Below are 26,911 nucleotides of genomic sequence, written 5' to 3' on the forward strand. Positions count from 1 at the left end.
ACCACGAGGTGGCGCTCGTCGCGGGCCAGCGAGTCGGCGCCCTCCCCGGCGATGTCGACGGAGAGCTTCTTCGTCGGCCCCGGACGGCCCGGAGCCGTCCTCAGACCACCTGGAGCGCGGTGACGCCCCAGGTGAACCCGGAGCCGGCGGTGGCGATCAGCACGAGGTCGCCCGACTTCAGGCGGCCCGCCCGTTCCAGGTCCTCCAGGGCAAGGAACGGGTCGGCGCCGCCGAGGTGGCCCTCGACGTGGTAGTTGAAGACGCTGCGCTCGTGCGGCAGACCGAGGGTGTCCAGGAGCTTCCGCTGGGTGTTCTGGTTGCCGTGGGTGACCAGCAGGTAGGCCACGTCCGCCAGATCCCGGCCGACGGCGGTGAGCACCTGGTCGGTCAGGGCGGTGAAGTTGGTGATGAACGCCTCGCCGAGGCCATCGCCGCCCGCCCTGCGGAACACCTTGACCTGGTTCTCCCGGACCTCGCCGTAGTAGAGGTCGACGAAGGTCGGGTCGGTGCGGTTGGCCGAACCCAGCACCTCGTAGCGCGGGTTCTCGGCGGACACCAGGACGGCTGCGGCGCCGTCGGCGAAGTTGAAGAGCTCGACCAGGCCGCCCGGGCGGTCGACCAGTTCGCTGAGCCGGTCGGCGACGACGACCAGCGCGTAGCGGCAGGCCCCGGCCTTGACCTGGTCGTCGGCGATCCGGATCGCGGTGGGCGCGGCGTTGCAGAAGTTGGACACCTCATAGCAGTGCGCCTGGAGGATGCCGAGTTCCTGGGCGATCTTCGCGGCCGGCGACCAGAACGGGGTCCCCCACTCGCTGGAGCCCGCGTAGATGACCAGGCCGATGTCCTCGGGGGACACCCCGTTGCGGGCGAGGATCTTCGCGGCGGCGTCCCGGCCGAGGCTCCACGAGCTCTCGCCCGGCCCCAGCGCCGAGAGCCGGCCCGCGGGCAGGATCTCGTTCACCTTGTCCGGGTCGCAGCCGGATTCGCGGGCGAGCTGCTCGGCGGTGACCTTGCCGCTGCCGGTGGTGAGGGCGAAGTCTGTGATGCCCATGGTGGTCTCCGATTCGGTTTCGTGCTGGGCGGGTTCGGGCGGGAGGCGCCCCCGCGCGCCCGGCCGTTCAGGGTGTGCGGGCAGAAGGGCGTGCGGCAAAAAGGGGCCCGGGGCCCGGCCGTTCGGGGGTGAGGCCGGGCCCCGGGCGTCCGGGGGAGATGGTCAGACGTACTCGACGACCGCGTGCGGAACGTACGGGTCTTCCAGCCGGGCGAGTTCGGCGTCGTCGAGCTCGATGTCGAGCGCGGCGACCGCGTCCGACAGGTGGTGCGGCGCGGTGGCGCCGATGACCGGGGCGGTGACCGCGGGCTGGCGCAGCAGCCAGGCCAGCGCGATCCGGGCCCGCGGGACCCCGCGTTCGGCGGCGATCTCCGCGACCGCCCGGGCGACGCGCCGGTCGGCCGCTTCGGTCGGCCCGTAGAACCGCTCCTGGACCGGGTCGCCGGCCGTCCGGGCGGACCTCGCGTCCCAGTCCCGAGTCAGCAGGCCGCGGGCCAGAGGCGACCACGGGGTGACGCCGACGCCCTCCTCGAGGCAGAACGGGATCATCTCCCGCTCCTCCTCGCGGTTGATCAGGTTGTAGTGGTTCTGCATGCTGACGAACCGCGTCCACCCGTTCAGGTCCGCGGTGTACTGGGCCTTGACGAACTGCCAGGTGTGCATGGACGACGCGCCGAGGTAACGGACCTTGCCCGCGGTGACGGCGTCATGCAGCGCCGCCATGGTCTCCTCGATCGGCGTCTCGTAGTCCCAGCGGTGAATGATGTACAGGTCGAGGTAGTCGGTGCCGAGCCGGCGCAGGCTCGCGTCCAGCTCACGCATGATGGCGCTGCGGGACAGACCTCCGGACAGCGGCCCCGGGCCCGTCGCCTCGTACACCTTGGTGGCGATGACGACGTCCTCACGCCGGGCCAGTTTCTTCAGGGCGCGGCCCAGGTACTCCTCGCTGGTGCCCAGCGAGTAGACGTTGGCCGTGTCGAAGAAGTTGACGCCGAGGTCGAGGGCCTGGGCGATGAACGGCAGGCTCTCCTCCTCCGGCAGCGACCAGGGGTGGGTGCCCCGGCCGGGCTCGCCGTAGCTCATGCATCCGAGCGCCAGCCGGGACACCTTGAGGCCGGACGAGCCCAGCCGTGCGTACTTCACGTTGCTTCTCCTCGTACGTGGCGGCTGGTCACTTGACTTCGGTCAGGCGGCCCCAGGAGGCGATGTCCTGGTCGAGCGGGATCTCCAGGCTGGCCAGGAACATCGCGGTCATCGCGCTGTGGCCGGCCAGGTGGGTCACCTCGGCGACCTCGTTCTGCGAGTAGTGCTCGCGCAGGCCCCAGAACGCGTCGTGGCCGGCCTTGTGGTGCAGGATGCAGTCGTCGACGTAGCGGACCAGGGCGGCGCGGGACGGCGGCATCTCCTCGAACCGGCCCTCCTCGACGGCCTCGATCTCGGCGTCGGTCAGTCCGGCCTTGACGGCCAGGGGGTAGTGCAGCAGGCGCTCGAACTCGCTGTCGCGCAGCTTCGCCACCCGCAGCACGATCACCTCGCGGTCCAGCAGGCTCAGCAGGCCGACGGTGAACGAGCCGCCCAGGGCGAGGTGCGGACCGGCGGAGCCCTTGGTGAGCAGCAGCGCCCGGGTCAGGTTGGACTGGAATTTCTCGTACACCTCGCGCTGCTCGGGGGTCATGTCGGCGACGTCGGTGAGGGTCACGCGGTCGGTCATCTCGGTTCTCTTCTCTCTCGGCGTGAACGGTTGTTCAGGTTGTTCAACTGGTGACGAGGGCCCGGGCGGGGCTCGGCACGTGGCGGTCGTCCAGCGCCCGGTCGACGGCGCGGACGGCGGCCTCGGGCTCGCGGTCGTCGAGGTCGACGACCGTGTCCAGGTGGCCGTCCGGGCGGACCACGAGCGCGCACGGCGTCGCGCCCAACTTGGCCGGCAGCGAGCCCGGCGGGCGGCCGCCGAGGTCGGTGACCTCGGCGCGGTCGACGGCCTCGCCCAGCCGCTCGACCAGCTGGACCCACCGGTCGTACCGGTACTCCAGGCCGGGCCAGAGCAGGACGGTGTAGCGGTCGACGGCGAGGACCGGCGCGGCGGCGGACGCCCGCCAGCCGAGCGGAAGCCGCTCGCCGGGGACGAGGCCGCGGCGCTTGGGCCGCGGGCCGTAGTGGGTGTCGACCTGGGCCAGCTTCGGTGCCAGGACGCGTTCCAGGAGCTGGGTGGCCGAGCCGAACCGATAGGCGATGTCCCGGCCGATGACCTGGTGCGGCTTGCTGAACAGGCCGATCCGGGCCAGCCGGGTCGACAGCCCGGCCACCGTCTCGACGGCGGGCCGACGCTCCCGGTCGTAACTGGCCAGCAGGCCGGGCCGGTAGTCGCCGCGCAGCACGCCCGCGAGCTTCCAGCCGAGGTTTACGGCGTCCTGGATGCCGGTGTTGACGCCCTGCGCGCCGGAGGGGCTCATGGCGTGGGCGGCGTCGCCGACCAGGAACACCCGGCCGCGCTGGTAGGTGCTCGCCGACCGGACGTGCGCGGTGAAGACCCCGCTGAACTTCATCTCCCCGAGCCGCCGCTCCCCGGGGACCCGCTCGGACAGCAGCCGCTCGAAGAATGCCCGGTCCGGCTCGCCCTGGTAGCCGTCCGGCACACTGGCGCCCACCCGGAAGATCCCGCCGCCGAGCGGGGCGAGCACCATGTTGCCGGTGCGAGTGAGGTAGTAGGCCGCCTCGCTGCTGGTGGTCTCGCCGACCAGCTCGGCGTCGGTGATCGCCAGCCGGGTACGCATCGTCCGGCCGGCGAACTCGAAGCCGAACGCCGGGCGGACGGTGCTGTTGTAGCCGTCGGCACCGACCACGTAGTCGTACGACCGGGTGGTCGACGCCCCGTCGGGTCCGCGCAGGACGCAGTGGACAGCGTCGGCGGACTGAGTGCCCTCGACGAAGGCGTGGTCGTAGCGGACCGTACCGCCGAGGGCTTCGAGGTGCTCCTCCAGCACGGCCTCGGTGCGCCACTGCGGGATGGTGATGGCGAACGGGTAGCCGACGCCGCGCAGCCGGTCAAACCGAACAAGGCCGATCATCTTCTTGTTGGAGTAGTAGTTCATCTGATCGAAGTAGTGGCCCGCCGCCACCAGCTTCTCCCCCACGCCCACCCGGTCGAGCAGCTCCAAGATCCTCGGCCACAGGATGGTGGCACGCGAATGCGGGCTCTCCCGGCGGGCGTTGGAGATCACCTCGACCTGGACGCCGTGGCGCAGCAGCTCACAGGCGAGTACCATGCCGACCGGCCCGGCGCCCACCACAAGCACGCGCGGCTGTCCGTGCTCCTCCGCCATGGCTCAACCGCCGATCTCGGCCAGCCGGTGCACCCGGGCCGGGGCGCGGAAAGCGCCGTCGACCTTGGCCAGGAACGCCCCGGTGTACTCCTCCTTCATGTGCAGGTCGATGGCGTGCTGGTCGGCCCAGTCCTCGACCAGCACGACCGTGTGCTCCTCGGCCTGCGAGCGGAACACGTCGAAGCGCAGCGCGCCCTCCTCGCGGCGGGTGTGCTCGGCCAGCTCCTGGAACGCGGCCAGGGTCGGCTCCAGCCGCTCGGGAACGACGTCGAAGGTGACGACGATCTGAATGGTCATGCCGGGGTCCTTTCGTTCGGGGGCAGCGGGGACGCCGCAACGGGGCCGTCCTCGCACTCGTGCGGGGCGACGTCCCAACGCCACCCTTCGATCTGAAGCTCGCCGTCCGGGGTGAGAACGGCGTCAAGGCCGACCGCTCGGCAGTTGCCCACCATCCCGCCGTACGCGCTGCCGGGCAGGCCACCGCGCAGCAGGTTCAGGACGCCGCCGTGGGTGACCACCAGGACGGGTCCGTCGTGGTCGGCCGCGACGAGGTCGCGCAATGCGGCGACGAAGCGGCTGTGGGCCTCGACCCCGGTCTCGCCGCCGGGCGGCCCGTAGCCGGGATCGGCGAGCAGCCGGCGCATGGCATCCGGGTTCTCGGCGGCGTAGCGGGCACGGTCGAGGCCGTCGACCGTGCCAAGGTGCCGTTCGCGCAGCCCGTCGAGGGTGGACAGCGACAGGCCGAGCCGTTCGGCGGCGGGCCTGGCGGTCTCCACGGCCCGTGCCAGCGGAGACGCGTGGACGGCGGCCCACCGGCCCGGTGTCAACCGCTCGGCCACCTCCCGGGCCTGACGCCGTCCTTCGGCGTTGAGCGGGGTGTCGGTCTGGGACTGGAAACGGTTCCGGGTGTTGAGGTCGGTCTCACCGTGGCGGAGCAGGACGAGGCGCACGACGGTCGGCCTCAGGCGGCCGCGCCGAGCGAGCTGATCGTCTCGGCGGCCTCGCCGACGGTCTGGCCGGCATCGAGGACCCCCTCCTTGATGGCGATGCCGAGGCGCTTCTCCAGGATCAGGGACATCTCCAGCAGGGTGAGCGAGTCCACGGAGAGCTCGTCGAAGGCGACCTCCGGGGAGACCTCCTCGGCGGGCACCTGGTACTTGGTGGTCAGGATCTCGATAATCATCTCGGTGACGGTCCGGGTCATTCGTGGTCTCCTCGTGCGTAGGGGTGGTGGCCGGTCGTGCAGAGGGCTGCCGCCGGGCTCAACCCGGGGTGACGGCGGGCCAGGTGAGGGTTGCCGACCCCCAGGTGGCGCCACCGCCGAATGCGGTCAGGAGCACCCGGTCGCCGGGCGTGAGCCGACCGTCGACGGCGCCGTCCGCGAGGGCGAGCGGGATGGAGGCGGCGGAGGTGTTGCCGACCCGGTCGATGTTGAGGACGGCCCGGTCGGCGGGAACGCCGAGTTGGTCGGCGACGGCATGGATGATCCGGACGTTGGCCTGGTGGGCGACGATCCGGTCGACATCGGCGACCTGCCACCCGGTCCGTGCAAGGACGTCCAGGGAGGATTCGGTCATCCGGCGCACGGCGGTGAAGAACACCGACTTCCCGTCCATCCGGAAGTAGGCGTCCTCCTGGCGGGGCGGCCGGCCGCTGGTGCGCTCCTCGGATCCGCCGCCGCGGACGGTGATCAGGTCGGCCATGCTGCCGTCGCTGCCGAGCCGGATCTGCCGGACCGCGCCCGGTTCGTCCGGCTGCCCGGCACGCAGGACCACGGCACCGGCGCCGTCGCCGAAGATGGCCCTGGTGGAGCGGTCCTCGGGGTCGAGGATGGTGCTGAAAGTCTCGGCGCCGATGACCAGCACACTCGCGGCGTGGCGGGCGGAGATGGCGGCCACGCCGGCCTGCAGGGCATAGAGGAAGCCGGAGCAGACCGCCGCGACGTCGAAGGCCGGCACGCCGACCAGGCCGATCCGGGTGGCCACCGAGGGAGCTGTGGCCGGGCAAAGCCGGTCGGGGGTCGTGGTGGCGAGCACCACCAGGTCGACACCGGTCGTCCCCGCGCTCTTGAGGGCTCGCTGTCCGGCCTCGACGGCGAGATCGCCGGTGGTCATGCCGGGCTCGACGACATACCGCTGGGCGATGCCGGTACGGGTGCGGATCCACTCGTCCGAGGTGTCCAGACGCTGCGCCAGTTCGGCGTTGGTCACCACGCGCGGGGGCACAGTGGCACCGACACCGGCGAGGACGGCCGCGCGGGTCATCGCGCCACCGCCTCGGAGGCCGTCAACGGGTGGCCGGCGGGGAGGCGGTGGGTGACAGCGGAGCGAAGATCGATGCCGGCCGTGTCGGCGGCGACGGTCATGGTGCGCCAGGTGCCGCCGTTCAGCCGGAGCAGGTCGAGTTCGGTGAGGGCGGTGGTGACGGGCACTCCACCCTCGTACGGGCGGTGCGGGCCGACCGCGGTCATCACGGTCCGGCGCATCCAGAGGGTGTCGCTGTCCTGACGGCGGACGCCGTCCATCTCGTAGAGCATCACCTGGGCCAGCTGGAGCGCGGTCACGAAGGCATCGACCATGGTGACCGACGGGCCGTGGCCCGACTCCAGGCCTCGTGGGGCCGGGCTCGCCGGCTCCTCCTGCTCGATGCCGAGCCGGGCGGTGGCGAGGAGCGCGCCCTGGTCCACCGCGACCTCGCGGATCAGCTGGCGGCGGGTGGTGAAGCCGTGGTCGTAGTACCTGCCGGCGGCGGGCCCGAGAGCCTCGGCCGGGTTCGCGTACTGCCACTGGCCCGGGCGCGGATCCTCGCTCTGGTGGACCAGTTCGCAGCGGACCCGCATGGTGCCGATGCTGCAGTCGATCACCGAGACCGACCAGCCGGGGGCACCGTCGAGCGCTTCCAGTCGGCGGCGCGTGGCGACCGCCTCCAGCTGGTCGAGGTCCTCCTGCGGGCGGCTGCCCGCCGTGATCCGCACCTTGCGCAGCCAGGCCTCGCTCAGGTCGTCGCCGCGTCGGTCGGACAGGCAGAGTTCGGCGAGCTGCGCCGCGAGCACCAGCCCGTCGATGGTGCTGAAGTGCGGCCGGAGGTCACCGATGGCCTTGCGCGACCAGTCCGCCGGGTACCGGACCCGGACCACGGCCCGGGCGCCGGCCACGCCGTCCGCGGTGCGGACGACCCGGATCCGGCTCAGGTCGTAGTGGACCCGCCGGAAGCCCCGACCGAAGAAGCGCCGGTCGCCGGGGCCGAGGTAGTCGTCGACCGAGGCCAGTGTGGTGTTCGCGACCTGGATCGTCATCAGTTCTCCGTCCGTCGGGGGGCGTCCTGGGGCCGGCCGGCCCAGCGCCGGGTGGCGCCGCGCCGGATGACACAGGTGAGCAGTGCGGTACACGTTCGCTGTCCGGAGTCGTCGGTGATGGCGATCTGGTACGAGGCCACCGACTCCCGTTCGTACAGCGTCCGGCACTCGCCGGTCAGGGTGCCGGAGGAGACCCAGCGGTGGTGCGTGCAGGAGAGATCGAGACCGACCGCGCTTCCGTCCGGTCCGGCGTACACCAGTGCGGCCAGCGAGCCGAGGGTCTCGGCCAGCACCGCGTTGGCGCCACCGTGCAGGATGCCGATGGGCTGGCGGTTGCCGGCGACGGGCATCGTGCCGGTCACCAGGCCGGGTTCACAGGTGTGGATTTCGATTCCCATGCGCTGGGTGAGCTGTTCGAGTTCGTAATCGGCTTCGACGGGAACTGGCCCGAGCGTCATGCGGGACATCACGACATCCTTCCGCCCGCGGGCACGGGCACAGGAACGGCGGGAACAGACCGCTCTGCTGGATTGGAGGATTCTGGAAATTCGGCGGCGCTGCGTGGTCGGCACGGTTCGACAAGGGCGACACTGCCCGCGAATCCGACCGCCGGACCGGCGCTGCGGAATTGAACGACTCCGAGTCAACACGACCGACAGGAAGCGAACAAGTGTGTGGCCGATAGCTGCCACACACCGCTCCGGACCTGCTGGCACACCCCTCGAAGCCGAACGGCAGCCGGGTGGCCCGATCGGCATGACGGAGCCTCAGACCTGGTTTGGTGCACGGTCGTCGGCTGTGGTTATCTGCTGCCGTCAGAACCGGGCGGGAGCGGGCGGAACACCCGTCTCGCCGCTATCCGTTCACGAAGGGATGGTTTTGCCCTCCATGCAACACATTTCTCTGGGCGCGCTTGAGGTGTCCCGCATAGGCCTCGGCGCGATGTCGATGTCGGACTACTACACCGGCGCCGGCGACGACGACGCGGAATCGGTGCGAACGATCCGACGTGCACTCGACCTCGGGGTGAACTTCCTGGACACCGCGGAGATCTACGGTCCATTCGTGAACGAGGAGCTGGTCGGTCGGGCGATCGCGGGGCGGCGTGACGAGGTGGTGCTGGCCACCAAATTCGGCCTGGTCTCGCACGGCGGCGCCGGCCCGAACGTGCTCGACAGCTCTCCCGCCAACGTCCGTACCGCGGTTGAAGGTTCGCTGAGGCGACTGGGCACCGACCGGATCGACCTGTACTACCAGCACCGGGTCGACCCGGACACTCCGATCGAGGAGACCATCGGCGCGGTTGCCGAGCTGGTCCGTGAGGGCAAGGTGCGGCACATCGGCCTGTCCGAGGCCGGCCCGGAAACCATCCGGCGTGCTCACGCGGTGCACCCGGTGACGGCGGTGCAGACCGAGTACTCACTGTGGACCAGGGACCCGGAGGCAGATCTACTGCCGTTGCTGCGCGAGCTCGGCATCGGACTGGTCGCGTACTCGCCGCTCGGTCGCGGCTTCCTCACCGGAGCGATTCGCTCGACGAGCCAACTTGACGCCAGCGACTTCCGATTGACAACCCCCCGGTTCGCCGGGGAGAACCTCGAGGCCAACCTGCGCATTGTGGACGAGGTGGAGCAAGTGGCCGCGGAGGCTGGGGCGACGGCGGCCCAGGTCGCGCTCGCCTGGCTGTTGGCCCAGGGGGAGGACATCGCGCCGATCCCCGGAACCAGGCGCAGTGCCCGGGCGGAGGAGAACGCGGCTGCCGCCACCGTCACGCTGACTCCGGCCCAACTGGCGCGGCTCGACGCACTGACGCCGGCCACGGGGGCGCGTTACGCCGAGCAGGACCTCGCCCGGACCGGTCTCTGAGGGGCGCGGTCGGGGCGAACCGCCTGCCTCCGCCCCGACCGGACGACCTCGTCCGACGGAACCGGCGATCCGTCAGACCCATGTCCGCCGGGCCGCTTCGGCGCCGGCCTGAAAGCGGCTGCGGGCGCCGAGTCTGGCCATCAGGTCGGCGATGGTCCGTCGGTTGGTGCGCACGGAGAGCCCGGTGCGCGCGGCAATGGCCGCGTCGGTCAGTCCTTCGGCCAGCAGCCGCAGGACCTCACGCTCCCGACGGTCCGGCCCGCAGTCGACCCCCGAATCACCCGATCGCCCCAACTCCCTTCCTTGGTCCCAGAGTTGTTCGAAGAGCAATCGGCATGCGGCCACCGGGGCCACTCCGCGAAGGAAGACCCAGCCGGCCTGCTCGACGAGCGGGTCGGTCGGGACGATCGCCGCGTCCCGGTCAGCGACAGCCATCCACAGCGGCGGCTGCGGCACGGCCAAGAGTTCCACGCCGAGGGCCGCCATCCGCTCGGCACTGCCACCACAGGCGGGATCGTCCAGGTTCTCGGGGCCGAGCGCACGGACCCGCACCCCACGGCCGACCAGTTCCGCGCCCAGGAGTTCGAGGCGGGCGCGGAGCCGAGGGTCGACCGGCGCACTCGGCAGCACCAGCAGGATCTCGCGCACGGCCCGTCTGGCCAGCGCACCGAGCCCATCGAGCAGTCCGATCGGGCAGCCGGGACTCCGCACGGGCCCGCCCGGAGCCGGGGGCTGCGACGGGACACTCCGACCATTCCGCGACGGCGCCTTCCAGCTGCTGACAGTCGCTGCATCCCCGCCGGCGGCCGGCTCGCGCAGACCGCTCCCGGGAACTCGATCGTTGGGCCCAGCCAGTACCTGGACCTCAGACGCACCCATCGCTCCCCCTGTCACATTCGAGTGGCCAAGTTGGAGGAACACATGACGTCCCGGCCTTCCGGTTGCACTACTCCCCCGCCCGCCACCCGGGCCGACTCCGCCAGCGAGAATACAGAACGTTCTCATTGTTTTTGTGTGATGGCGATCACAATGCGCCAGGGGGGAATGGCCAGCTCAGGACCGGCCCAACGCCTCCCGACACCAGGGGGCCGCGGCTGCGATCCGGGCCAACGGTCCCGGTCCAGCGGGGCAGCGAGGTCGCCGCTCACCCAGTCCGCTCGTCCGCCACTCTCCGGCACCCGACGGGCCAGAGCGCGCACGCGCGCACCGCCGTTGGCGAGGACCCGCAGCACGGCCGAGCCGATGAAGCCGGTGCCCCCGTGAGTGCGACGCGGGTCAGCACGACCGCCCCCGGCATCGCTCGGCGTCCACCACCAACTTGTCGCGCGACCCCGGCATCGCGATGCCGGGCAGCAGGCAACGCCAAAGATTGGCGATCCGCTCCGGCAGGTCCACCCGGCCGCTCGCAATCTGCGACATCACCTGGGAACCGGTGAACCCCGCCACCAGGACGGCAGCGAAGACGCCCTCCTCCGCCTCGGGCAGCAACTCGCCCGCCGCCCGGGCCGCGGTCAGCTCGGCACGGAAGCACTCGATCCACTCCTGGTAGATCGAGTACTCGGACAGCCCGGACTCGCCCTGCTCGACCGCCAGCCGCACACCGGCCCGGAACACCACATCCCGCTGGAGTTCATAGGCGAGGTAGAAGGTGAGGTCGATCAGCTGCTGGAGGCCATTGGGCTTCTGGGGCAGCCCCTTCAGATGGGCCGCCTGATACATGATCACCGCCCGCGCCAGCCCCTCCTTGGACTTGAAGTGGAAGTAGATCGCCCCCTGAGTCGTCGCAGCACGTTCCGTGATCCTCGTGATCGAGCCACCGGCGAAGCCGGATTCGTCAAACACCTCCGCCGCCGCCTCCAGAATGAGCTCCCGGGTGCGAACCGCACGTTGCTGTCTGCCCACCATTGACGTCTCTCCAGTCTCACTTCGAGAAGAAAACACCCGAGCACCGATCTGAACCATCATTCGATATATTCGACACCCGTCCACCATTCCGGATGCGCAACCGAAAGAGCATCGAAAGAAGGAAAGTGCACCACCATGTCCGATATTGAGATCCTCTTGGAGCCGACCGCCCACCACCCCATCAACCGAAAGCTCGTCCACAAGCTGGATTCGGGCGAAGTCTTCCTCACGACGTGGCGCCGGACCGAACCCGACACGTTCTCGGTGACCGCACACTGGCCTGCCGATCGGCCATTCTACCGATCGGCCGACGGCAACTTCGATTCCTTACTCCTCACCGAGACGATCCGTCAACTCTTCCCGCTGATCTGCCATGTGGGATACGACACACCCTTCGACCACCATTTGGTCTGGGAGCACTACCGGTACGACCTGGATCCGGCGGTGCTGCGGGCCGGCAACGGACCAATCGCGCTGGAGCTGCGCGTGGCCTGCTCCGACCTCGTCCACAGGAGAACCGGGCTGGCCGGCATGACGATGAACGTGGACGTCCTGCGAGACGGAATTCGACTCGCCTCGGCCACCTCCCGGTTCACCGTCCAGGCACCCGCAGTCTACCTGCGGCTACGCGGGGCAAATTCCGACCGCATGCGTGCGATGGCAGCCGCACCGCCGACTCCTGCGGGAATTCCTGCAACCAGCACCGGACGCCCGGCCCAGGCCGACGTGGTACTTTCCGAAATCCATCACGAGGACATATCGGAACGAATAGTCGGCGAAATGTCCGATTTCTTGGGAACCAGCGCCGGCAGCTGGTGGCTTCGCGTGGACACCGCCCACCGGAAATACTTCGACCACCCGGTCGACCACGTTCCCGGCATGCTGCTGCTGGAGGCCGCCCGGCAGGCTACCCAGGCTGTACGGCACCCAGTACCGGCCCTGCCGCTGACCATGTCCGCCACCTTCCATCGCTACGTGGACCTCGACGCCCCGTGCCGAATCACGGCTTGGGTCGAGTCGCCCGCACTGATCCGGGTCACCGCCGAGCAACACGACCGGCTCTGCTTCACCTCGGATGTCGGCACAGCGTGAGCCGGTGAACCGCCCCCGTTGACCACCTGGCAGTCGACGGCGGTCCGATACCTCCGATCCGGGCCGCCGTCAAGGCGATCACACACCAGACCATGCCGTGGGCCCGTCACCGCACCAACGGCAGCACCTGTGCCCACACGCTGCAACGTCCGGCGGCGGACTTCCTCCGCGCCGTCATCGACCTGGAGGTCACTCCGGCCCCGTCGCCGCGGCGAACGACCACCCGCCGTCGCGGGCTCGGCCGGAGCGGCCGTGGCGGTGTGCCCGTCCCGGCACGCCACCCCTCGAAAGGCCGGTTCGGCGGCCCGCACCCCCGCGCGCCGATCGCCCGCGCCGGCCCGAGGTATCGCCGGGCTGCTGGCGCATTTCATTTCAGGCGTATACGTCGGACATTCCGTTGAATCCCGGCCGCCGAACCCGGTTGCCCGGTAATCGCCGGAATCCCCGGACCGCGGGCGGGCGCGCCTCATTGCGCGAGGCGTCCGGCGGCGGCGAACCCGGGCCCCGCCGCCGGGAGTTCGGCATTCGGGCGACGCGGGATCGGCGGGTCGGGCGCCCGGACCGGAGCCGTCCGGGCCCGAAAGGCCCGTCGGGCGCCACCGGAGGGTGCGGACCGACTGCGTCCGGCCCGTCGCGAGCGGGGCAGCGACAGGCCGGTTCACCAGCGGGAAGGCGGACTCCCGGCGCCCAATCGGGAACAAACCGGACCGGCTGCCCGATTAGCCCGACCTGCCCGGCAGCCGGGGGCCGGTGACCCGTTCCGAATTACCGGAATCCTGCCCGAGTGATGCCCGGATCGCCCACCCGGGAGTGGCGGTGGGCTCGCCGACCGGACGTGACCTCGTTCTTTTGAGCTCCAGCTGAGCTTTCGTCAATTCCGTTAACCTGCACGTCATGTCCGAACGGGCAAAAACGCCGGTGAACGGCGGATCGGCGTCCGGATCGCATTTACAGGGCCCCGTCAACGCCCCTAGAGTCCCTGATGCGATTTGTCGTGCCGACGCACGAAGGAATGCGAACTCCCTTGAGCAACTTCCAAGTCAAGCGCGCCGCGCGCGCCGAAAGTCCTGCCATGCCGGAGGGCGAGATCGAACTCGCCGAGCCGCCGGTTCTGGGCGAGCCCGCCGGGTTGGATTTCGGCACCGCGATGATGTACCTGCCGATGGGTCTGGGCGCGGGTGCCATGGTGCTGATGTTCTCCATGCGCTCCGCCGGTCCGACCACCTACCTGATGTCCGGGATGATGGGCGTCGCGATGGTGAGCATGACGCTCACCCAGCTCGGACGCTCCAGCGGCGAGCGGCGGCGCCGGTTGCGCGCCGAACGCCGGGACTACCTCAGGTACTTGGCGCAGAAGCGGCGGCAGGCGCAGCAGGCGGCGAGCCGGCAGCGGGCCGCGCTGTTGTGGGACAACCCGGAGCCCGGCGAGCTGTGGGCGCTGGCCCGCGGCCCGCGGCTGTGGGAGCGGCGTCCCAGCCACGAGGACTTCGGGCGGGTCCGGATCGGGCTCGGACTGCGGCGCGCCGCGCTGGAGTTCGTGCCACCCCAGACCAAACCGGTGGAGGACCTGGAGCCGCTGGCGGCGGTGTCGCTGCGGCGGTTCACCAAGGCGCACCAGACCGTCCGCCGGCTCCCCGTCCCGCTGGCACTGCGGCGGTTCACCAGTGTGGAGTTCGCGGGCGAGGGCGAGCCGGCCCTCGGCCTCCTGCGGGCGATGGTGGCCCAACTGGCGGTCCTGCACTCGCCGGACGAGCTACGGATCGCGCTGCTGGCCGATCCGGCCGGCCGCGCGGAGTGGGACTGGCTGAAGTGGCTGCCGCACAACGCGCACCCGACGCAGCAGGACGCGGCCGGTGCGGTCCGACTGGCGGCGGGGGACCACGACGCGCTGCTGGAGCTGCTCGGCCCCGACGTCACCGACCGGCCGGACCACGATCCGACCGCCTCCCCCGGCATCGCCGAACCGTTCGTGGTGGTCGTCGCCCAGGGCGTCCGGCTGCCGGAGACCTCCAGGCTGCTCCACGGCGGCCTGCGCAACCTGGTGCTGCTGGACGCCACGGGGGCGATGACCGGCGGGCCCGAGGTGCTGCGGCTGAGCCTGCACGGCCGCCGGGTGGAGTTCCCCTCCGGCACGGACACGGTGACCGCGACGGCGGACGCGCTGCTGCCGGCCGAGGCGGAGACCCTGGCCCGGGTGCTCGCGCCGCGGCGCACCGGCGGCGCCGTCGACCTGGTCGACCGCCCGCTGGAGCAGGACCTGGAGCTCACCACCCTGCTCGGCGTACGGGACCCGTACCGCTTCGACGTGCCCACGCTCTGGGGGCCGCGGCAGGCGCAGGCCGCCCGGCTGCGGGTGCCGCTGGGCGTGACGGACGAGGGCGAGGTGGTGGAGATCGACCTCAAGGAGTCGGCGCAGGGCGGCATGGGCCCGCACGGGCTGCTGATCGGCGCCACCGGTTCCGGCAAGAGCGAGCTCCTGCGCACGTTGGTCGTCGGTCTGGCCGCCACGCACTCGTCCGAGGTGCTCAACCTGGTGCTGGTGGACTTCAAGGGCGGCGCCACCTTCCTGGGCCTCGACCGGCTGCCGCACACCTCCGCCGTCATCACCAACCTCGCCGACGAGATCCACCTGGTCGACCGGATGCGGGACTCCATCAACGGCGAGATGATCCGCCGTCAGGAGCTGCTCCGGGACTCCGGCCACTCCTCGCTGTTCGAGTACGAGAAGGCGCGGAACGCCGGCGCCGACCTGGCCCCGCTGCCGTCGCTGCTGATCATCGTCGACGAGTTCTCCGAACTCCTGTCCAGCAAGCCAGAGTTCGTCGACCTCTTCGTCTCGATCGGACGGCTCGGGCGCAGCCTCGGCGTGCACCTGCTGCTGGCTTCGCAGCGGCTCGACGAGTCCCGCATCCACAAGGTGGAGGGTCACCTGTCCTACCGCATCGCCCTGCGCACCTTCTCGTCGATGGAGTCCCGCAGCGTGATCGGCGTCGGCTCCGCCTACGAGCTGCCGTCGGCGCCCGGGCACGGCTACCTCAAGGTGGACACCACCAACCTGGTGCGCTTCAAGGCGGCGTACGTCTCCGGTCCGGCGCCGGAACCGGTGGGCCCGGACGAGGAGTCGGCACTGCGGGCCACGGCACGCGACGAGGTGACCGCGTTCGCGCTGGACCGGCAGGGGCCGCTGCTCTCCGAGCCCGAGCCGGCCGAGGAGACCCTGCGGCCCGGTCCGCAGGCCCCCGCGGGGGCCGGGGAGGCCGGCGAGTCGCACGACACCGAGAGCCTGCTGGAGGTGCTGGTCGACCGCTTGGAGGAGAGCGGCCCGCCCGCCCGCCAGGTCTGGCTGCCGCCGCTCACCGAACCGTCCAGCCTGGACCAGCTGTTGCCCGGCATCGTGCCGGATCCGGTGCGCGGCATGAGCGCGGCGGACCACCCGGGGGTGGGGCGGCTCACCGTCCCGCTCGGCACCGTGGACCGGCCGTTCGAGCAGTCCCGCGAGCTCCTGCTGGCCGACCTGTCCGGCGCGGACGGCCACGTGGGCCTGGTCGGGGCGCCGCAGACCGGCAAGTCCACCCTGCTGCGCACCCTGGTCCTGGCGCTCGCGCTCACCCACACCCCGGAGGAGGTCCAGTTCTACGGGCTGGACTTCGGCGGCGGGGGCCTGGTCTCCATCGCCGGCCTGCCGCACGTCGGCTCGGTGGCGACGAGGCTGGAACGCGACCGGGTGCTGCGCACCATCGCCGAGCTCACCCAGCTGCTGGAGCGCAGGGAGCGGGAGTTCACCGAGCGCGGCCTGGAGTCGATGGCCGCGTACCGGCGGCTGCGCGCGCTGCGCCAGGTGGACGACCCGTACGGCGACGTCTTCCTGGTGGTGGACGGCTGGTTCACCCTGCGCCAGGACTTCGAGGACCTGGAGCCCCGGGTCATGGAACTCGCGGTGCGCGGCCTGTCGTTCGGCGTCCACCTGGTCGCCTCGGCCGTGCGCTGGTCGGAGATCCGGCCCCGGCTGCGCGACATGCTGGGCACCAAGTTCGAGCTGCGCCTCGGTGACGCGCTGGAGTCCGAGGTGGGCACCCGGATCGCCGCGGCCGTCCCGCACCAGCCGGGCCGGGGGCTGTCGGCGTCCGGCTACCACTTCCTGGCCGCGCTGCCCCGGTTGGACAGCTCCTCGGCGACCACCGACCTCACCCAGGCCACCAAGTCGGCGGTCGCGGAGATCGGCACCTTCTGGACCGGCCCGTCGGCGCCCGGCGTGCGGCTGCTGCCCAGCCGGCTTCCGGTCGAGCAACTCCCGGCCGCCGAAGGGGACGTGCGGATCTGCCTGGGCCTGGACGAGCAGCGGCTGGAGCCCGTCTGGCACGACTTCTCGGCGAACGGGCACCTGATGGTCTTCGGGGACGACGAGACCGGCAAGACCAACGCGCTGCGGCTGGCGATCCGGGCCATCACCGACCGGTACACCCCCGACCAGGCGCGGATCGCGCTCGCCGACCCCGGACGCGGGCTGCTCGCCATGGTCCCCGAGGAGTACCGGGTCGGCTACGTGGTGGACCGGGAGTCGCTCGGGCTCCTCGCCAAGAACACGGTCGTCTCGCTCGGCAAGCGCGTCCCCGGGCCCGACATCACCCCGGAGCAACTCGCCCGGCGCGACTGGTGGAGCGGCCCGCTGCTCTTCGTCGTCATCGACGACTACGACCTGCTCGCCGGCACAACCGGCCAACCCCCGGCGCTGGCCCCGCTGGTGCCGCTGCTGTCGCAGGGCCCCGCCATCGGGATGCACATGGTGATCGCACGCAGCACCTCCGGTGCCATGCGCGCCATGATGGACCCGGTGCTGCGCCACCTGTGGGAGCTCGGCAATCCGGCCCTGTTGTTCTCCTACCCGAAGGAGGAGGGCAAGTTCCTCGGCGAGGCGAAACCGCGCACGCTGCCCGCCGGACGCGCCCAACTCGTCACCCGCCGGTCCGTCCGGCTCGTCCAGACCGGATTGGTGACCGCCCCATGACCCCCGCAGCCCGCACCACCGCACTCCGCGAGCCGTTCGCCGTCCCCGAGGTGTGCCGGATCACCGTGGACGGTCCGGCCGGCCGGAGCGACCTCGCGATCCCCGTCACGCTCAGCGTCGCCGCCCTGCAGTCCGTCCTGCTGGACGCCCTGCCGGGGCGGTCGGCGGAGCCCGGCACCGCCTGGGTCCTGCAACGGCTCGGCGAGGATCCGCTCGATCCGGCCGGCACCGCGCAGACCCTCGGCCTGCACGACGGCGACGTGCTCCACCTCCGTCCGGCCGAAACGGCGCTGCCCGCGCTGCAGTTCGACGACCTCGCCGACGGCGTGGCCCACGTGGTCGGCGGGCAGGCCGACCGCTGGCAGCCGCGGTCCACCCGCCGGCTGGCACTCGCCCTGGCCGGGCTGACGCTGCTCGCCCTGGCGGCGGCCCTGCTCGGCAACGGGCCGGGCACGCTCACCGCGGCCTGCGCGGGCGGACTCGCCGTGGCGCTGGCCGGCGGCAGCGTGGCGGCTCGACGGCTGGTCGCGGACCGCGCCGCCGCGGTGATCACCGGCGGCGCCGCCCTGCTCTTCGGCGCGCTCGCCGGGCTGACGTCCGGCGGACCCCGTCCGGGAGCGCCCGGCGTGCTGATCGCCGCGGGCTGCGTGACCGTGTTGTCGGCCGTGCTGCTGGCCGTACGGGCGCTGCCGATCGCGCTCACCGGCACCGCCCTGCTGACCGCCCTTTCGGCGACCGGCGCGGCGGCCCTCGTCGAACTGGCGCACTGGAGCGCCGAGCAGGCCGCCGGCATGACGGCCGGGGCGATGTTCGTGCTCGGCCACTTCGGCCCGCGCGCGGTACTCCGGGTGGCCCGGCTGCGCGCCCCGCAACTACCCAACAACGCGGAGGAGTTGCAGGAGGACATCGAGCCCGAGCCGCAGGAGCGGGTCGAACGCCGGGTGGCCACCGCCACCGCGTGCCTCGACGCGCTCGGCCTGGCGGGCGCCCTGGTCCACACGGCCGGCTTCTGGTACCTGGCCCACCGGCCCGACTGGACCGGCTGGTTGGTGCCGCTGGTCTTCGCCGCGGCGGTGCTGCTGCGCGCCCGCGGCCTGACCGGCACGGTGCAGCGGGTGTCCGCGGTGCTGTCCGGAGCCACCGGTCTGATCGTGCTGCTCCTGGTGCGCGTGGCCGCCGCCGGGGACGGGCCGCGGCTCGCCGTGCTCGCGCTGCTGCTCACGTCCGCCACGCTGCTGCTGCTCGCCGCCCGGCGCCTGCCGAACAGCCGTCCGCTGCCGGTGTGGGGTCACACCGGCGACATCCTCGAACTCCTCACCTCGCTGGCCCTCCTCCCGCTGCTCGTGCAGACCGTCCACCTCTACGCCGCCGTCCGGCTGCTGTTCAGCTGAGGGGACGACACCAGTGCAGACCCGACGCGACCACGTCCAGGCCTACCAGTTCGCCATGGGCAGGCTGGCCACGGCCCTGGTCAGCGGTGACCCCGGACGCGGCGAGAGCCCGACCCGGCGCGCCGCGATGGGCACCTTCCTCGGGGCCGGGGCCACCGCCCTGCTGTGTGCCGGCTTCGCCGTCTACGGGCTCATCTCACCCGTCCCGCCGGCCGGTTGGCGGACGCCCGGCTCGATCGTCCTGGAACAGCAGACCGGCAACCGCTACCTGTACGTCAACGGCGAGCTGCGCCCGGTCCGCAACCACGCCTCCGCGATGCTCCTCGCGGGCAGCGGCGCCCCGATGCAGACGGCCGCCCGCGCCACGCTGGCCGGCACCCCGCACGGCGCCCCCGTCGGCATCCCCGGCGCCCCGGACACCGTGCCCACCGCCGCGGGCCTGCTGTCCGGCGGCTGGACGCGCTGCCTGCGACCCGACCTGAAGACCGGTGAGGCCGTGGACTTCGCCCCCCAGGGGCGCACCACGCCCGTCCCGGCCGGCCGCCGGGCCCTGCTCACCGACCCCGACGGCAAGCGCTACCTGCTGTTCGGCGGCACCCGCTACCCGGTGCCCGGCGACGGCGCGCTGATCGCCCTCGGCCTCGACGGCGACCGCGCGATACCGGCGCCGCGGAGCTGGATCGCCGCCCTGCCGGAGGGCGTGCCGCTCGCCGCCGCCCCCGTCCCCGGGGCGGGCAACCCGGCCGGAAAGGTGGCCGGCGTCGCGGTCACCGTGGGCCAGTTGTTCACCACCACCGCGGGCGGCACCGACCACTACTACGTGATGCTGTCCGACGGCATCGCCCCGGTCAGCGCCAGCGAGTCCGCCCTGCTCGCCGCGGCTCCCGGCGCGCCGGCGGTCCGCCCGGTGAGCGCGACGGACATGGCCACCGCGCCGCTCTCCGCCGCGCCCGCGCCGACCGCCAAAGTGCCCGACGTCCGCGACGCGCCCCCGATCGCCACCGCCGGGCAGGCCGTCTGCCTCGCCCAGTCGCCCGACGGCACGGGCATCACCACCCAGGTCGTCCTGGAGTCCGGCGCCGCGGCCACCGGCGGCCGGGCCGTACTCCTGCCGGCCGACACCGGCGTCTACGCGGTGGACCAGGCCCAGCTCGCCGCCCAGACCTCGAACCCGCGGACCTACCTGATCGACGACCAGGGCACCGCCTACCCGCTCGGAGACGGGCAGACCGTCGGCCAGCTCGGTCTGGTCGGCCGCCCCAGGACGCCGGTGCCCGCAGACCTGCTCGCCGAACTCCCGCAGGGCCCGGTGCTCGACGTCGCCGCCGCCCGGGCGACGGTGGGGGGTCGGTGACCGTGCGACTCAGGACCAGGCCTCCCGCCCCGGCGCTGCGCTGCCGGGCCGCCGGGCACGCGCTGCTCGTCCACCCCAAGGGCCAACCGGACCCGCAGGCCCTGGAGTTCACCGCCCGGCTGGCACCGGACCCGCAGCACACCCCGGTCGTCCTCGACCTGCCCCACGGCGCGCTGGACAGCCAGTGGGAGCCGGTCGCCCGGCTGCTCGCCGACCGTCCCGGCAGCCTGCGGCTGCTCCCCGGACGCGCCACCCCGGCGGAAGCCCGGTGCGCGGGGCAGCGAATCGCCGACCGGCTGAATCGGGTCGTCCTCGTGCCGGACGGCCGGCCGGTGCTCACCGCCGGCGGCGGCCTGTTCGTCCCGATCGACCACGGCGCCGGCTGGCTCCAGCTGCGCCCGGGCGGCCTCGCGCAACCGGAGTCCCGCCGCTACCCGCGGCCGATGTGGGAGTTCTCCACCCCCGACCGGCCGTGGGCCACCAGCCCCTACGGCGTGGTCGAGTCCGTGCCGTGCGGCGTCTGGCTGCGCAGCGCCCGGCCCTCCGGGCTGCTCGACGGGTGGCGCCGGCTGGTCGAGACCCTGCCCGCCGACCCCCACGTGCTGACCGTGGTCCTCGGGAGCCCGGGCGGCCCCGCGGTGCCGCTGGCCGACGCGATCGGGCTCTGGGACACCGTGCTGCCGTCGGTGCGCCGCCGGGTACGGTTCGTCCCGTACGGACCGGTCGCGGTGCCCGCGGGCGCCGGCGCGCTCGGCCAGGAGCTGGCGGACGCCTTCGGGCAGCACGTGGTGGTGTGCTCGGGCCTGCCGGTGGTGCCGGCCGGGCACGACGCCCCGCCGTACGTACGCGGCCTGCTCGCCGACGGCACGCCCGGCTGGCATCCCTTCGCCGCCCACTACCGCTACGCCCCGCGCCCCCACGAGCACACCGGAGCGACGCCGCCGGAGCTGCTCGGGGTGCGCACCCCCCTGCCGGGCCTCCCCCACGTGGGCACCGGCGTGTGGGAGCTGGCCGCGGGCACCGTGCTGGAGATCGTGCAGAGCGGGCTCTGGATCCGCCCGACGAGGGAGCCCGCCGACGGCGACGACGTCCGGCGGGTCCCCGCCCCGCAGGGCTACGCCGCGCTGCTCTACGACCGCAGCGAGCCGACCACCGCCGACCGGATGCGCGCCCACGCCCAGGACCTCCTGTGGCGGCTGCCGCCCGAGGCCCGCGACGCCTACCGGATCGCGCCCGCCGACGCCCCCGGCAGCGCCGCGCCGAACGACCTGTCCGGCCTGTGGCCGCTCGGGGAGCCGGTGGCGATGGACGACGGCACCCGGCCGGGCACCGCCGCGCGGACGGCTCCGCAGCGCCCGGCGCACCTCGCCTTCTGGGCGACGGCCTCGTCCGGGGCGACCGGCACCGCGGCGGGGGGAGCCCCGGCGGCGGGCGTCGACCCGGCCGCGTCCCGAGCACGCCGGAGGGCGCTCGCCCGGCCCGCCGGGGGCACGGCCGACGACCTCGGGGTGACCGCCGCGACCGCCGCCCGGATCACGGCCCTCCCGGCCGCCGAGGCGGCCTCGCCCGGGGTCGTCCGCCCGCCCTCCCTGGACCGGACGCAATCCGCGCTCGGCGCCGGGCCGTCCCGTCCGTCCGAGTCGCTGCTGACCTCGGTCGGGCCGGGCCTCGACGCGCCCGACGCCGCGCCCCGGTTGTCGAGCGCGCCGCCGGCCGCGGACGCCGGATCGCCGTCGACCACCGCGCCGGCCGTCGGGTGGACGGACTCCGGCCGCCCCGGCACCGACGAACCGACCGACCCGTTCAATACCCGTACCGCCGGCCCGGCCCGCCCCGGTTCCGGGCCGCACCGGGCGGAGCCGGGGGCACCCGCTTCGCCCATCCGGACCGAGCTGCCGGCGCCCCCGGCCGTCGGCGCCGCACCGCCCGCCACCCCCGGACCGGTCGTCGTGGGCGGCCCGCGCCAGGGCGGCACGGCTCCGGACCCGGCGCTCGACGCCCCGTCACCGGGCCGGATCGGACCGACCGGGAGTGCGGAGCCCGGGTCCGCCCCGGTCACCCCGACGACCCCGGTCGCTCCGGCCGCTCCGGCCGCTCCTCCCGTGGGCGAAACGCCCGCGAGCCGGCGCCCTACGGCGCCCCCGACCGTCACGTCCGACCCGACCCGGCCCGACCGCACGCCCCCCGCGCCGTCCACCGACGACCCGGCCGCGGCGGACAGCGACGGCCCCGAGACCGGCGGCTCCGACACCGGCCAGCCGGACACGGGCACGGCGGACACGGCCAACACGGACACCGCGGACGGCGACGAACCCGGCAAGCCGGACGCCGACGAGGCCGCCCCCGCGCCCGCCCCACGGGCCCGGCCCGCCGGCATCCCCGGCATCCGGCTGGAGTCCGTCCCCCCGCCGGAGCTGGCCGTCGCCACGCCGCGCAACGCAGCGCCAGACTCCCCCTCGCCCGTCACGTCGGTTCTCGCCGCCGCGGCGCCGTCCGGGGTCGTGGTGCAGCCGGTGCCCCGGCCGGGCGCGAGCGCCGTGCCGCAGGAGCGCGGCATGGCGCAGGAACGGGAGTGGGTGCGGCGCACCTTCGCCCGGCAGTTCAACGCGGCCGCCGGCACGGTGTCCCGGGTGCTGTCCGAGTCCCCCGGGCTGCGCGGTGCCTCCCGCGCCGAGGAGGCCGACGCCTACACCGATCTGGCGGCCCTGCGGCTCTACCTCACCGGCGACAGCACAGCGCTCGACGCTGCCGTCCGGACGGCCACCGTCGGACCGCACGTGCCGCTGGCCCGCTGTGTCGCGGCGGGACTCCGGCGGCTGCCGTCGTACCGGGGCGCCACGCTGCTGCGCGCGGCGCTGCACCCGTCCGAACGGGCCTGGTACCGCGAGGGCGACGTCCTGACCGAGTGGGCCTTCTGCACCGCGTGGGCCCGCACCGCGGAGCCCGCGGCCGCCGCGACCGACTTCCTGATCTGGTCGCTGACGGCCCGGCGCACCACCCTGGTCGCCCCGAACGTCGCGGACCGGGTGGTCTTCCTGCCCGGGACGAGGTTCCGCGTGCTGGGCACCGACGACCGTGACCGACTGCTGCTGCGAGAGCTCTCCGCGTCGGAGGGCTCCGAGGACGGAAAGGCGCGCGTGGCGCTCGACGAGATAGCCCTGGAGGGCCTGGCGCACGCCGCCGACGGCCCGGACGACACCGACGCCGCCCCCGCGCGGGCCGGGGACGCGGGGTGGACCCCGCCCTCCGCGGGTGCCCCGCCGGGCCTGCTGCCGCGGACGGCACGGAAGGCGGCGGCCGCATGACTCAGAGGTTGCTGGTCTCCCGGGAACGCCCGGGCGCCTACCCCACCATCGGCGCGGCGCTGGCCGACGCGGCCGAGGGCGCGCTGATCACCGTGGCCGCCGGCCGGTACGAGGAGGCGCTCACCATCACCCGGCCGGTGACGCTGGCCGCCGAGGACGGTGACGGCGCGGTGGTGCTGCACGCGGCCGCCGGGAGCACTGTCGTGCTGGACGCCGAGGCGGTGCGCCTGTCCGGCCTCTCGCTCTCCGGCGCCGACGCCCACGCGCCGGTGCTGGACGTGCGGCGTGGCCAGGCCGCGCTGGACGACTGCCGGCTCTCCGGCGAGGCCTGGGCCGCCGTACTGGCTTGGCACGACGGGGTGTTGGCGCTCCGCGGCTGCCAGATCTCCAACGCCCGCGGCGCCGGGATCGTGGTGACCTCCACCGGTGGCAACCTGGTGGAGCAGTGCGTGATCACCGACGTCGCCTCCTCCGGGTTCGTCATCGCCGAGCAGGGCGAACTGACCGTCCGCGAGTGCTCCTTGGACCGTCCGCGCGGCAACGGCATCTGCGTCAACGGCCGCGGCTCGGTGGTGGTCGAGGGCGGGCGGATCGACGGCGCCGGCAAGCCGGCGGTCGCTGTGGAACAGGACGGCCGCGCGCGGCTGAACAGGCTTGCCATCACCGGCAGTTCGATGCTGGACGCGTACCTGACCAGCCAGGGCGAGACCGTCCTGACCGACTGCTCGTTCACCGGGTCCCGGAGCACCTCGGTGCACGTCGGCGGCGGGGCCCGGCCCGAGCTGCGCGGCTGCGCCGTCGGCCCGGCCGCCGTCGGCGGAGTGCGGGTGACCGAGGGCTCGCGGCCGCGGCTGGAGCGGTGCCGGATCGTCGAGACCCCGGTCGGCCTTCTGGTCGAGGGCGATTCCGAGGTGGTCTGCGAGAAGACGTCCTTCGCCGGGACGACCACCGCCGCGGTGACCCTGGCGGGCGCGAGCTGGCTGACGGCGCGCGACGCGGAGATCGAGATCGAGCGCGGCTCCGGGATCGTGCTGACCGAGGGGGCGGCCACCGAGCTCGTCGGGGTGCGGGTGCTCGCCGCCGGCGGGGACGCGAGCCTGACGCTCGCCGGCGGCGCCCGCACGGAGCTGGTGTCGTCCCTGCTGCGCGGCTCCCCCGCACTGGTCGGGGACGACAGCGAACTGACTGCCAAGGACAGCGAGTTCACGGACTCCGGTGGCGACGGCATCCGGGTCGCGGAGGGCGGCTCGGTCAACGCCGTCGGCTGCCGGATCACCGGGGCGCGGCGCCACGGCGTGCACCTGCAGCCCTCCTCGCGGGCGGAGTTGAGCAACTGCGCGGTCAGCGACAACAGCGGCGACGGGGTGCGCTCCGCCACCGACGGGCCGGTGCGGATCCACGACTGCGAGATCCGGGGCAACGGCGGCGCGGCCGTCGGCCGGGCCCAGGGGGCCGGGCAGCCGAAGGTCGCGCGCCTGGACACCGACGACGACCGCCCGTCGGCGGGCGGGGCGGCGGACGGACCGTCGTCCGGCCGGGCTCCCGGTTCGGCGGACGCGTCCGGTCCGGGCACCGGGCCGCTGGCCGACCTGGAGGCCCTGGTCGGGCTGGAGAGCGTCAAGCGCGAGGTCACCGGCCTGATCAACCTCAACAAGCTGACCCAGCGGCGGCAGGAGATGGGCCTGCCGATGCCCCCGATGAGCCGCCACCTGGTCTTCGCGGGCCCTCCGGGCACCGGCAAGACCACCGTGGCCCGGCTCTACGGCGCGGTGCTGGCCGAGCTGGGCATCCTGAGCCAGGGCCACATCGTGGAGGTGGCCCGCGCCGACCTGGTCGCGCAGATCATCGGCGGCACCGCCATCAAGACCACCGATGTCTTCAAGAAGGCGCTCGGCGGGGTGCTGTTCATCGACGAGGCCTACACCCTGACCAACCAGTCCCGGGGCACCGGACCGGACTTCGGGCAGGAGGCCGTCGAGACCCTGATGAAGCTGATGGAGGACCACCGCGACGAGATCGTCGTCATCGTCGCCGGGTACTCCGCGCAGATGGACCAGTTCCTCGCCTCCAACCCGGGCATGGCCTCGCGGTTCTCCCGCACCGTCGAGTTCCCCAACTACAGCGCCGACGAGTTGGTCACCATCGTCGAGGGCCTCTGCGGCAAGCACTACTACGAGCTCGACGAGAACGCGCTGGCGGCGCTGCACCGGTACTTCGAGGACGTGCCGAAGAGCGCCACCTTCGGCAACGGCCGGGTCGCCCGGCAGGTCTTCGAGGAGATGATCAACCGGCAGGCCTCCCGGCTGGCCGGCGAACCGCCGGACGAGGACCGGGAGTTGTCCCGGCTGACCGCCGCCGACGTGCTCACGGTGCCCGCCGGACCGGCGGGACCGGCCGCACCGGTCGCACCCACGGCACCGGCCGGGCCCGCGGCACCGACCGCCCCGGCCGCACCGGCCCCCGGCGAGCCGACGGACCCGACGGAGCCGATACCCGGCAACCCGGCCTCCCCCGAGGGCGCTGCCGACGGACCCGGGCCGCGCCACCTAGCGGCGCTGGTCGGCAACGAGGAAGCGCGCGCCACGCTGCGCGAGCGGCTGCGGCGGACGGCGGAGGCCCTGCGTGCGGGGCGGCCGATCGGCGGGCCGGCGCACCTGGTCATCCAGGGCGCACCGGGCAGCGGCCGCCGGGCCCTCGCCCGCGCGTACGGCCGCGATCTCGCCGAACTCGGCTTCCCGTCGACCGGTTCGACGGCGCACCTGCCGCTGTCGGCCGTGCCCGCGCGCTGGCCGGAGCAGCCGCTGGTGCGACTGGCCGCAGCCCTGGCCGACGCTTCGGGCGGGGTACTGGTCGCCGAGGCGGACCCGGCGTTCACCCGGCGCCACCCCGAGGAGTGCGACGCCGTCCTCACGGCCCTGGCCACCGTCGCCGCGAGCGCCGAGGACACGGTGCTGGTCCTGACCGGCAGCGGCCCGTACCTGGTCGAGACGCTGCGCCGACGGACCGACCTGGCCGGCTCCTTCGCGCAGTACGTCGAGCTCGCCGACTACTCGGCCGAGCAGACCCTGGACATGACGATCCGCCATCTGTCGTCCCACGGGATGCGACTGGACGAGGAGGCGGCCGACGCGCTGACCGCCGCCCTCGCCGACCAGCCCGCGCAACGCACCGCGTACGCGGCGCACCGGCTGGCCGAAAGGATCGCCGCCACCGCGCGCGACCGCACGGTCACCCTGGACGACCTCACGCGTCCTCCGGCGGGCACCGGCTCCCGCCCCGAGGCTGAACGACTCCCGCAGCCGGAACCCGTACCCGCGCACTCCTGAA

Annotated in this window: 19 protein-coding genes; 7 read left to right on the forward strand and 12 right to left on the reverse strand. The window is 73.3% G+C overall.

The annotated features are described in order from the left end of the window. Positions 1-100 precede the first annotated feature (100 nt). The 10 genes from ACWCXH_RS20545 to ACWCXH_RS20590 all read right to left on the reverse strand — a co-directional run bounded on the left by ACWCXH_RS20545 (position 101) and on the right by ACWCXH_RS20590 (position 8,133). On the reverse strand, positions 101-1,051 hold the full coding sequence (locus tag ACWCXH_RS20545) for a 3-oxoacyl-ACP synthase III family protein (RefSeq protein ID WP_449802861.1): 951 nt from the start codon (positions 1,049-1,051) through the stop codon (positions 101-103). Between the two features lie 162 nt (positions 1,052-1,213). Then, complete coding sequence (locus tag ACWCXH_RS20550) at positions 1,214-2,194, reverse strand: aldo/keto reductase (protein WP_449802862.1); 981 nt, start codon at positions 2,192-2,194, stop codon at positions 1,214-1,216. Positions 2,195-2,222: 28 nt separating this feature from the next. Next, entirely contained in the window at positions 2,223-2,762 is a 540-nt protein-coding gene (locus ACWCXH_RS20555; protein WP_449802863.1) for a carboxymuconolactone decarboxylase family protein, read from the reverse strand. Between the two features lie 43 nt (positions 2,763-2,805). Continuing rightward, positions 2,806-4,371 (reverse strand): FAD-dependent monooxygenase, encoded by a 1,566-nt coding sequence (locus ACWCXH_RS20560; protein ID WP_449802864.1) that lies wholly within the window; start codon positions 4,369-4,371, stop codon positions 2,806-2,808. 3 nt (positions 4,372-4,374) lie between these two features. Beyond that, positions 4,375-4,668 carry a putative quinol monooxygenase gene (locus tag ACWCXH_RS20565; RefSeq protein ID WP_449802865.1) on the reverse strand — a complete coding sequence of 98 codons (294 nt, stop codon included), beginning with the start codon at positions 4,666-4,668 and terminating at the stop codon, positions 4,375-4,377. After that, entirely contained in the window at positions 4,665-5,321 is a 657-nt protein-coding gene (locus tag ACWCXH_RS20570) for a histidine phosphatase family protein (protein WP_449802866.1), read from the reverse strand. Before ACWCXH_RS20570 ends, ACWCXH_RS20565 begins: the two co-directional genes overlap by 4 nt. An 11-nt stretch (positions 5,322-5,332) precedes the next feature. Beyond that, positions 5,333-5,575 (reverse strand): acyl carrier protein, encoded by a 243-nt coding sequence (locus ACWCXH_RS20575; protein WP_449802867.1) that lies wholly within the window; start codon positions 5,573-5,575, stop codon positions 5,333-5,335. A 58-nt stretch (positions 5,576-5,633) separates the two neighbouring features. Beyond that, complete coding sequence (locus ACWCXH_RS20580; RefSeq protein WP_449802868.1) at positions 5,634-6,635, reverse strand: beta-ketoacyl-ACP synthase III; 1,002 nt, start codon at positions 6,633-6,635, stop codon at positions 5,634-5,636. Further along, positions 6,632-7,666: an AvrD family protein gene (locus ACWCXH_RS20585; protein ID WP_449802869.1), complete on the reverse strand. Its 1,035-nt coding sequence runs from the start codon at positions 7,664-7,666 to the stop codon at positions 6,632-6,634. Before ACWCXH_RS20585 ends, ACWCXH_RS20580 begins: the two co-directional genes overlap by 4 nt. After that, entirely contained in the window at positions 7,666-8,133 is a 468-nt protein-coding gene (locus ACWCXH_RS20590) for a PaaI family thioesterase (RefSeq protein ID WP_449802870.1), read from the reverse strand. The genes ACWCXH_RS20585 and ACWCXH_RS20590 overlap by 1 nt, the downstream gene beginning before the upstream one ends. Before the next feature lie 421 nt (positions 8,134-8,554). Here ACWCXH_RS20590 and ACWCXH_RS20595 point away from each other — a divergent pair, with 421 nt between their 5' ends. Continuing rightward, positions 8,555-9,532 (forward strand): aldo/keto reductase, encoded by a 978-nt coding sequence (locus ACWCXH_RS20595; protein ID WP_449802981.1) that lies wholly within the window; start codon positions 8,555-8,557, stop codon positions 9,530-9,532. Between the two features lie 72 nt (positions 9,533-9,604). On the opposite strand, the gene ACWCXH_RS20600 is transcribed toward ACWCXH_RS20595, so the two are convergent. Next, on the reverse strand, positions 9,605-10,180 hold the full coding sequence (locus tag ACWCXH_RS20600) for a helix-turn-helix transcriptional regulator (RefSeq protein ID WP_449802871.1): 576 nt from the start codon (positions 10,178-10,180) through the stop codon (positions 9,605-9,607). A 627-nt stretch (positions 10,181-10,807) separates the two neighbouring features. Continuing rightward, positions 10,808-11,497: a ScbR family autoregulator-binding transcription factor gene (locus ACWCXH_RS20605; protein ID WP_449802872.1), complete on the reverse strand. Its 690-nt coding sequence runs from the start codon at positions 11,495-11,497 to the stop codon at positions 10,808-10,810. Between the two features lie 75 nt (positions 11,498-11,572). Here ACWCXH_RS20605 and ACWCXH_RS20610 point away from each other — a divergent pair, with 75 nt between their 5' ends. From ACWCXH_RS20610 to ACWCXH_RS20635, 6 genes are all read left to right on the forward strand, one after another. Beyond that, entirely contained in the window at positions 11,573-12,529 is a 957-nt protein-coding gene (locus tag ACWCXH_RS20610; RefSeq protein WP_449802873.1) for a ScbA/BarX family gamma-butyrolactone biosynthesis protein, read from the forward strand. Positions 12,530-13,553: 1,024 nt separating this feature from the next. Further along, on the forward strand, positions 13,554-17,534 hold the full coding sequence (eccCa, locus tag ACWCXH_RS20615; protein ID WP_449802874.1) for a type VII secretion protein EccCa: 3,981 nt from the start codon (positions 13,554-13,556) through the stop codon (positions 17,532-17,534). Next, entirely contained in the window at positions 17,531-18,925 is a 1,395-nt protein-coding gene (gene eccD, locus ACWCXH_RS20620; protein ID WP_449802875.1) for a type VII secretion integral membrane protein EccD, read from the forward strand. The genes eccCa and eccD overlap by 4 nt, the downstream gene beginning before the upstream one ends. Before the next feature lie 13 nt (positions 18,926-18,938). Further along, positions 18,939-20,279 (forward strand): type VII secretion protein EccB, encoded by a 1,341-nt coding sequence (eccB, locus tag ACWCXH_RS20625; protein WP_449802876.1) that lies wholly within the window; start codon positions 18,939-18,941, stop codon positions 20,277-20,279. Beyond that, the gene (locus ACWCXH_RS20630; protein WP_449802877.1) at positions 20,276-23,584 is read left to right on the forward strand and encodes a hypothetical protein; all 3,309 of its coding nucleotides are present in this window, start codon (positions 20,276-20,278) and stop codon (positions 23,582-23,584) included. The genes eccB and ACWCXH_RS20630 overlap by 4 nt, the downstream gene beginning before the upstream one ends. Then, complete coding sequence (locus ACWCXH_RS20635) at positions 23,581-26,910, forward strand: right-handed parallel beta-helix repeat-containing protein (RefSeq protein WP_449802878.1); 3,330 nt, start codon at positions 23,581-23,583, stop codon at positions 26,908-26,910. The genes ACWCXH_RS20630 and ACWCXH_RS20635 overlap by 4 nt, the downstream gene beginning before the upstream one ends. Position 26,911: the final 1 nt, after the last annotated feature.

This window comes from Kitasatospora sp. NPDC001660, from assembly GCF_053596725.1.